The 6,594-nt window shown below is 59.3% G+C and carries 4 protein-coding genes; 2 read left to right on the forward strand and 2 right to left on the reverse strand.

The window, feature by feature from the left end; all coding sequences use genetic code 11:
- The first annotated feature begins 317 nt into the window (after nucleotides 1–317).
- Nucleotides 318–1,481 carry a porin gene (locus LB568_RS14885; RefSeq protein ID WP_224730523.1) on the forward strand — a complete coding sequence of 388 codons (1,164 nt, stop codon included), beginning with the start codon at nucleotides 318–320 and terminating at the stop codon, nucleotides 1,479–1,481.
- A 249-nt stretch (nucleotides 1,482–1,730) separates the two neighbouring features.
- On the opposite strand, the gene LB568_RS14890 is transcribed toward LB568_RS14885, so the two are convergent.
- Entirely contained in the window at nucleotides 1,731–3,392 is a 1,662-nt protein-coding gene (locus LB568_RS14890) for a tetratricopeptide repeat-containing sulfotransferase family protein (RefSeq protein ID WP_224730524.1), read from the reverse strand.
- 117 nt (nucleotides 3,393–3,509) lie between these two features.
- Nucleotides 3,510–5,174 carry a tetratricopeptide repeat-containing sulfotransferase family protein gene (locus LB568_RS14895; RefSeq protein ID WP_224730525.1) on the reverse strand — a complete coding sequence of 555 codons (1,665 nt, stop codon included), beginning with the start codon at nucleotides 5,172–5,174 and terminating at the stop codon, nucleotides 3,510–3,512.
- Nucleotides 5,175–5,292: 118 nt separating this feature from the next.
- Between LB568_RS14895 and LB568_RS14900 the strand changes: the two genes are divergently transcribed.
- The gene (locus LB568_RS14900) at nucleotides 5,293–6,405 is read left to right on the forward strand and encodes a pyridoxal phosphate-dependent aminotransferase (RefSeq protein WP_013896398.1); all 1,113 of its coding nucleotides are present in this window, start codon (nucleotides 5,293–5,295) and stop codon (nucleotides 6,403–6,405) included.
- Nucleotides 6,406–6,594: the final 189 nt, after the last annotated feature.

The raw sequence follows: 6,594 nt of genomic DNA on the forward strand, positions 1-6,594 counted from the left end.
CAGGCCTTGCCATGATTCCGTCGGCCGATTGCCGGATTCGGCTGGAAACAAGCGGTTGCGGCGGGCCTGAAGGTTAACGAGAGCTTTCTGAGTGAGGCCAAATCGTGTCATTTGTGCAACAACGCTGGGGGATAGCAGCCGAACAGACCTTTCGCCGGTACGATCGTGGTTGAACGCCGCCGGCTCATGGGTAATGTCGAATTCGAAGGAGCGGCGCGGTGCGCATCTTTTTCGGTAGTGGGGATGGGGCAGGGAACGCTGTCCTTCAGCAAAGAATACCCAGACCCGTTTTTTAACTTTTGACTGGAGGTCAGAAAATGAACATCAAGAGCCTTCTTCTCGGCTCCGCTGCGGCCCTGATCGCAGTTTCCGGTGCGCGCGCCGCCGACGCCGTCGTCGTCGCCGAGCCGGAACCCGCTGAATACGTCAAGATTTGCGACGTCTACGGCGCTGGCTACTTCTACATCCCCGGCACCGAGACCTGCCTGCGCATCGGCGGCTATATCCGCTACGACATCGGCGTGGGCGATGCCGGCGCATTCGGTGGCGCCCAGAACGTTCCGGACCACCAGAACCCTGGCGACGAGCACGACACCTACTGGAAGAACGCCCGCTTCACGCTGAAGACCTGGACCGGCCAGGAAACCGAACTCGGTACGTTGAAGACCTACACCGAGACCCGCTTCAACTTCGGCAACAACTATGGCGACTATAATTTCCCGCAGACCGGGACGTTCGAGGCGCACAACAAGGCTGTTTCGCTGAACTTCGCCTGGATCCAGCTCGGCGGCCTGCGCGTCGGTAAGGACGAATCGGCTTTCGATACGTTCATCGGCTACGCCGGCAACGTCATCGAGGATACGCTTGTCCCCTACGGCAATTTCGACACCAACGTCGTGCAGTACTACTTCGATGCCGGCAATGGCTTCTCGGCCGTGGTCTCGCTCGAAGAAGGCGCTGGCGTCGAGACAATCGACAGCTATGTTCCGCATGTCGTCGGCGGTCTGAAGTGGACCCAGGGTTGGGGCGCCCTCACCGGTGTCGTGTCGTATGACAGCAACTACGAAGAAGTCGCCGGCAAGGTTCGTTTGGACGTGAACGTCAACGACGCGCTGTCGCTGTGGGCCATGGTTGGCTACGGCACCGACGACAATCTCGACGACGACGCGAACAACGCCGTCGATGTGCACGGCCGCGGCTTCTACAAGCAGTGGGGCGGCAACTGGGCTGTGTGGGGCGGCGGTACCTACAAGTTCAACGAGAAGACCTCGTTCAACCTGCAGGCGTCCTATGACGACTGGAAGGACATCGGTGTCGCGGCGAACGTCGCCTACGCGATCGTTCCCGGCTTCACGGTTACGGCCGAAGTCGACTACCAGCGCGTTGGCGACGAAGCCACCGATCCCGGCCACAGCGTTTGGGTTGGCGCGACCAAGAAGAGCAACGTCGCCGGTATCCTCCGCTTCCAGCGCGACTTCTAATCAATTTCGCCTTGTCGAAATCGAAACCCGGCGGGCAACCGCCGGGTTTTTTCGTCCGTCCGATTGCAACGATCGCAAAGAGGGAGGTCCGTTTGTGGTCGATCGACGAAGCCTGTGTGAGTGACTGGGAACCGCCTAGAGCCGGATGATTTCAGGTCGAATCGACCTGAAATCTGAATCCGCCTCTAAATCAAAGAGATAGAGCATGATGTCGTCCGAAAACCGCTTCACACTTTTCGGCATCATGCTCTAGCCTTCGGCCAGATCGCCCAAGGCATCTATCAACGGCCCCAGCCTGCTTTCGTAGCTTTTCCAGCGCTTGACGGATGATTTGTAGATCGGTTGTCGAACCTGCCAACGGCTGATCGTCCTGACGGGACCAGCCTTTTCGAAGAAGCGAAGACAGGCATCGTTCCACGCCAGACCAAGGTGCTCCACAAGACGGCGTGACTGCCCTTCCTGGTCAAAGACAAGGTCTTCGTAGCGATTCTCAAAAATGCGCCCAGGAAGAATCGCCTTCCAATGGCGCATAAGGCGATCATATTCGCGATAATAGAGCCCAAGCTGGGCAAGGTCCGAAGTATACTGATGCGCCTTGTTAAGGTTTGAGATGAAGCAAGAAAAACAATTGTCAATCGGATCGCGGCTGCAATGAACGATCCGGGCGTTTGGAAAAAGAAGGGCAATAAGGCCGATACTCTCGAAATTATGTGGCATCTTGTCGACGATGCGCGACGCCGCCGGCGCATAGAGATACAAGTCGGATAGATATTCTCCGGCGAGCGCCATGGATTGCTGTTTCGTCATGGACGCGACCGGCTGGCCGAATGCGCGTCCCGGCCGCAATTTGAGACCGTTGGCCACCGCGATACGCGGCAGCTTGGTGAGTTCCCCCGCGCCGTGAACATCGGGATGGCTGGAGCAGATCTGCTCGGTCAGTGTTGTGCCCGAACGCGGCATTCCCAGCACGAATACCGGTGTTTCGGATGGGTCGCCATATCCTGCCCTCGCCGCAAAGAACTCCGGATTGAACAGTTTGATCGTCGCATCGACCTGTCGACGATAGGATTCGATGTCAAAACTGTAACCCTTGTTCGCAGTGGCCCTGAGAAAATGATCCATGGCTTCGTCGTGACGACCAAGATCGTCCAGGATCTTGCCCGCGGCCATGTGAAGCTCATAGGGTTCTTCGGCCGGATTCGTCGTTTTTCGAAGTTCGTCCAGAATGGATTTGAGTTCGGGCGGCTCGGTGGAAAATTTTCGAACCGCCACAAGGGTCTTGTAGGATGAAGGCACGCTTATACGCCTGGCGATGTTCTCGTTCAGACAGACCGTGGCTTCGTCCATGCGCCCGAGGTCAACGAGAGCATTCGCAATGTCCATTCGGGCCACGGCGTTGTCCGGGTCTATCTCAAGCGCTTTCTGATAGAGCGGCAAAGCCATGTCCGCCTTGCTGGACGCCGCATAAGCGTCGCCAAGCCCGCGCAGTGCCTCCACAAAATCCGGCTTCAGCTCGCAGGCGCGTTTCAAATGACGAGCCGCGAGCGGGTAGTCGCCGACCTTTAGACAGGCTTCGCCCAGACTGAGCTGATAGTGTGGATTGTTGGGCTCCCTCGCTGCCGCGCGCGCGAGATATTTGATCGCCAACTCGTCATCGAAACCGAGACCCAGCATGCCGAGAATATAGAGCGCAAGCGCGTGGTCGGGCGAGCGCGCCAGGACACGGTGGCAAAGCTCTTCGGCCTCCGGAAAGCGCTTGGCCTTTTGAAGTTCCAGTGCCTGTTTCAGCAACATATCGTCGGTCGGTCCACGCGAAGCTCCATGCTTCGGTGGTTGGGGCAAAGATCCGATCTTTTGCGCTGGCTGCTTCTTGAGATGTTTGGACCAGGCGGGCGGCAATCGCGAGTTCATCGTTCCTCGCTAGCAAAAACCGCCCGCGGAAGCCAGCACAGGATAAACCGTCGAGCTGATGCGGAAACACCCGCTGGCGTGCCAATGCTGGCAGCGGTCCGGTGGAAGCTGGCCGGATCAGGACTCGGCCAGATCACCCAGGGCTTCGATCAGCGGCTCGATCGCGCTGCCATAGTTCTTCCAGCGACTGACGGACGAGGTGTAGATCGGTTGCCGAACCTGCCAACGGCTGAACGTGTTCACCGCACCGCCCTTGTCGAAGAATCGCAAGCAGGCATCGTCCCAGGGCAGACCCAGATGGTCTATCAAGCGGCGCGATTGCCCTTCCTGGTCGGAGACCATGTCCTCATAGCGGTTCTGCAGGATTTGCCCCGGAAAAACTTCGTCCCAATGACGCATGAGCCGGTCGTACTCACGATAGTACAGTCCGAGCGTGCGGAGATCGGCCGTATAGGTGTTGTCCTCGTTGAAACCCAGGAAATAGCACGAGAGGCAATTGTCGATAGCATCACGACGGCAGTGAACGATGCGCGCCTTGGGGAAAAGGAGCCTTATAAGGCCGATAAGCTCAAAATTATGGGGCAATTTGTCGATGATTCGTCGAGCATCCGGCGATCGTTGCCTGATGTGGGCCAGATATTCTTCGGCCAGGGACTTCGACTGATCGACCGTCATGTTCAGGATCGATCTGCGCAGTTCCTCCGGCGAGCGCGTTTTCGGCGCAAGCCTGTTGGTGATGCGCCGGAGCTTTGTCAGCTCACCGGCGCCGTGGACATCGGGATGGCTCGCGCAGATCTGCTCGGTCAAAGTGGTGCCCGAACGCGGCATGCCAAGCACGAAGACAGGCACTTCCGAAGCGCTTCCGTGCCCTGCCTTGGCGGCCAACATCCCAGGGCTGAACAATTCGATCATGAAATCGATGCTGCGGCGGTAAGCCTCCATGTCAAAGCGGCGGGCCGAGCGTTTTGCCTCGCGGAAATGCTCCATCGCCTCGTCATGGCGCCTGATATCGTTGAGCACCTTCCCCGCCGCATAATGGAGCTTCTTGACGCTATTCTCATCAAGCGCCGGATTTTTCAGCTCAGCCAGAATGGATTTGAATTCTGCCGGCTCGTCAGTGAATTTCCGGATGCTGACCAGGCCGTTGTATGCAGAAGCGATATCCTGGCGATGGCCGATCGCCTCCCTCATATAATTTGTCGCCTCCTCCATCCGACCGAGACTGACAAGCGCATTGGCCAACCCCATTCGGATGGCGGAATGGCCGCTGTCGATTTCGAGCGCTTTCTCATAGCGTGGCACTGCCATATCGGCCTTGCCGAATTCGGTGTAGGCGCGACCCAGTGCGCAAAGCGCCTCGACCCAATCAGCCTTCAGTTCGCAAGCCAACTCAAAATGCCTGATTGCGTCCGAATGCTCGCCGACCTTCAAATAGGCTTCACCCAACGTCAGCTGATAATGCGGATTTTGAGGTGCTTCGTTGACCGCTAGCTCAAAACAACGAATGGCCATCTCGTCGTCCAGACCGAGCGCGAAGGTTCCCAGTATGTACAAGGCAAGAGGATGCCGCGGGCTATGGGCCAGGACGCGCTGACACAGTGCCTCGGCCTCAAGCAACCGGTTTGCTTGATGAAGCTCTACCGCCTGCCTGAGCAGCGCGTCGTCAGCCTGTGCCCGCGATAGCTGGTTCGCTTGTGGCTGTGCGATTTTCGGGTGCGGGATTTTCGAGCCGGACGGAGCTTTCAGGTGCTTGGACCAAGCGGGCGGCAGACGATTGTTCATCTTGCCTCGCTAGCAAAAACAGCCGCAGGAATCCAGCACGACAACCTGGGCCCGCACAGCTTGCGCCAACCATCCGCTCACGCTAGCAAGAAGTTCCCCTTCCATGTGAGCTTCCGTCATGCGCCAGCGCCCTCCCCTCACACCGCTCATCGCAGCGCTTCCTTCGACTGTGCCGTTTGTCGGCCCCGAAGCGCAGGAGCGCGAGCGCGGGCGGGCTTTCCGTGCCCGCATCGGCGCCAATGAGAGCAGTTTTGGGCCGTCGCCGCGTGTCATAGCCCGCATGGCCGAAATCGCCCGCGACATGTGGATGTATTGCGACCCGGACAATTACGATCTCAAGGTTGCAGTCGCCGCGCATCACGACGTGGCGGTCGAGAATGTCGTTGTCGGCGAAGGCATAGACGGCCTGCTCAGCCTGGTGGCGCGCATGTATGTGGCGCCAGGCGATGCGGTGGTCACCTCGCTCGGCGCCTATCCGACCTTCAACTTCCATGTCGCCGGCGTTGGCGGGCGGCTGGTGACCGTCCCTTACGAGAACGACCACGAAAGCCTGGGCGGCCTGCTTTCGGCTGTCGTCAAGGAAAGGGCGCCGCTGGTCTATCTGTCCAACCCGGACAATCCGATGGGCACCTGGTGGGAGGCGGGCGAAATCATCCGCTTCATCGAGGCGCTGCCTGAAACCACCATGCTGGTGCTCGACGAGGCCTATGGCGAATTGGGGCCGGCATCGGCCCTGCCGCCGATCGATATTTCCCGGCCGAACGTCATCCGCATGCGCACCTTTTCAAAGGCTTACGGGCTCGCCGGAATACGTTGCGGCTATGCGGTGGCGGAGACGCAAGTGATCCGCGACTTCGAAAAGATCCGTAACCATTACGGTGTCAGCCGCATGGCGCAGATCGCCGGTGTCGAGGCGCTTGCCGACCAGGCCTATCTCGAGACAGTGGTGGCGCGGGTGGCTGCCGGGCGCCGGCGCATCACGGCGATCGCCGAACAGAGCGGGCTGAAGCCGTTGGCTTCGGCGACCAATTTCGTCACCATCGACTGTGGCCATGACGCCAATTTCGCGCTGAAAGTGCTGCAAGGGTTGTTGTCGCGCGACGTGTTCATCCGCAAGCCGATGGCGCCACGGCTGGACCGCTGCATCCGCGTCAGCGTCGGGCTCGACCACGAGCTCGACATTTTCGCCGAGGAGCTGCCCGGCGCATTGGCCGCGGCACGGGGGAATTAGGGCGGGTACCGGCGACATCCTGGACATTTGCGAAGGCCGAGGTGGCGGCCAATCTCCCTTGTGGCTACGCTATGCGCACATCTTCTGTGACTGGCGTGACTGATCGGGCTTCGGCTTGACTGCCACGTGGTTCCCCCAATCCGTCGCTGCTTCGCAGCGCCACCTTTCCCCCCTCCGGAGGGAAAGGAA

The sequence above is a fragment of the Mesorhizobium sp. B263B2A genome (genome assembly GCF_020165775.1).
Taxonomy (GTDB): Bacteria; Pseudomonadota; Alphaproteobacteria; order Rhizobiales; family Rhizobiaceae; genus Mesorhizobium; species Mesorhizobium opportunistum.

Excerpts from the sequence above, each read along its gene's own strand:
- LB568_RS14890 (WP_224730524.1), bottom strand. The coding sequence starts at position 3,392 with ATGAACTCGCGATTGCCGCCCGCCTGGTCCAAACATCTCAAGAAGCAG.
- LB568_RS14900 (WP_013896398.1), top strand. The coding sequence starts at position 5,293 with ATGCGCCAGCGCCCTCCCCTCACACCGCTCATCGCAGCGCTTCCTTCG.
- LB568_RS14885 (WP_224730523.1), top strand. The coding sequence starts at position 318 with ATGAACATCAAGAGCCTTCTTCTCGGCTCCGCTGCGGCCCTGATCGCA.
- LB568_RS14895 (WP_224730525.1), bottom strand. The coding sequence starts at position 5,174 with ATGAACAATCGTCTGCCGCCCGCTTGGTCCAAGCACCTGAAAGCTCCG.